This is a genomic window from Siphonobacter sp. BAB-5385, from assembly GCF_002261125.1.
In the GTDB taxonomy this organism is placed as follows: domain Bacteria; phylum Bacteroidota; class Bacteroidia; order Cytophagales; family Spirosomataceae; genus Siphonobacter.
The window spans coordinates 1-1,918 of sequence record NZ_NMPS01000071.1 but is presented as its reverse complement, the minus strand read 5'-3'; the positions used below and the strand labels follow the sequence as shown (position 1 = coordinate 1,918).

The 1,918-nt window shown below is 52.8% G+C and carries 1 protein-coding gene; it reads left to right on the top strand.

Annotation, left to right across the window (positions count from 1 at the left end):
* Positions 1 to 1,879 (top strand): hypothetical protein (locus BWI93_RS27700; RefSeq protein WP_176454156.1); only part of this gene is annotated, 1,879 nt, incomplete at its 5' end.
* Positions 1,880 to 1,918: the final 39 nt, after the last annotated feature.

Sequence of the window (1,918 nt, the reverse complement as noted above, 5' to 3'; positions counted from 1 at the left end):
TAGTCAGTTCTACACCATCTACGTGCAGGATGCGGCGGGCAAAAGTTTCGCAATTTCGGAAGTACGGGATTCCAAGGTGTATGAGAACGATCCGGCCTCTCAGCCCCTTCAGTTCTCCATTACCAATAGCACAACGACCAGCCTTACGGTAGCGGTCGCTAACCCTTCAAAGGCGGGTGTCATTAACTATAACTGGGCCATTTACCGGGTAGACGGATCGCAGGACGGGGATTATATCACGAATGACAACGACATTCCTTCCAGCACCTCCGGTGGTATCATTACGATTAACTCGGGCAAGCAGGGTGTCAAACCATTAGTGTCCGGTCAGCAGTATTATTTATATCTGGCTCAGAGCGGACCTAACGGACTGCAAAGCCAGACTAGAAACGCCCGGATTACGTTTACGCAGCCCGGAGGTGGCGAAGTTGAACCTCCCGTTGGCGGACCTATTCAGTGGGGGGTAGTGCCGACTGGGCTTAAAACAGGACAGGATATTCCTACCGATATTCTCTACATGCAGAACGAGCATCTGCGAATCGGTCTGAATCCAAAGCTCGGCTTTTCGATCTACGAAGCCTACCACGCAGATGATCCGAACACGCAGCTGGTAAACGATGCTGACTACGGGCGGCAGTGGCAGTATGCGTATTACGCACACCCCACCACAGGTTATAAACCAAACGGCAAAGACCCCGGACATCCGAACTGGGATGGTATAGGATACGATCCAATCCAAGCGGGCGATATGTGCGCAGGCTCTCAGGTACTCCAGTACAAGTACGACCAGGCCAGCAACATGATTTATTTCCGTACGCGGCCGCAGCTTTGGGGGTACTGTAACATTGCGGCTCCCTGCTACGTCGATACGTGGATTCGAATCGTTGGCAACTTCGTAGAATTCAGAAACATTCTCTACAACGAGCGTGATAACGATCCTCAATACGTCAATTTGCCGAGAGGGCAAGATATCGGTGGGGCCTTCACCAACGGAAAGTACTACGAATCAAACGTCTACATGGGCAACAAGCCCTGGACGGATGGCCCTATCGTTGCCCGCAAAATCCTGTACGATTTCCCGTTAGATTACTACGTCGTGGGGCCCAAGCACCCGGACGGGCAATGGGTGTACTCTGACGGCGGCGACTACGGACGAACGCTTAAGTTTTACAACCCTGAGCGTTGGGCGACCCTTCGCAATCCTGAATCAGGTAGGTATGTGGGTCTCTGGAGCCAATCACCCACCTTCAATCACCAGACTGGGGGTCGTGAACAGGGCAAATGGGACGGTCAGTACGGAGGTCCTTATGTAACGATTGGCACGATGCAGGAGCCTGCTACGCTTGCCAAACGCACGATCTTGGACTACGAATACACCTACATGATTGGGGGTAATCCGCAGATCATGCGGAACTACGCCTACACAAAGCGTGACTTCAAGAACGTAATCGACTGGAACTTCTCGACAGGCACCTCGGACTGGTCGATGAATAATCAGGCCCAGGCAGAGCCGCCGTTCGACGGATCGTGGTACGCACCCGGCGATCAACACCAGATGAACCGGGTTTCGCCCGACATCGCGGTCGATGCTTCGAAGTATACCCACGTACAGGTTCGTATGGCCGTGGGAGGTAATCAGCAAAAGGCGGGAATCAGTTTCTTAAAAAGAAAGGATAACGGACTGCTCTACGATCATGATGACATTCCCTACCAGTTCGACGTGATTGCGGATGGCCAGATGCGGACGTATGAAATCGACCTGCGGACCAATCCGAACTACGGCGGAATTCTGTACCGAATTTACTTAGACGTATTCGGACAGCCACAGCCGGGACGTTGGTCGAGGGTTGAATTCGTGAAAGGTATTTACCGTCCTTAATCACACCTAACCAGCCGGGCGGCTCCTTTGAAGGGCTGC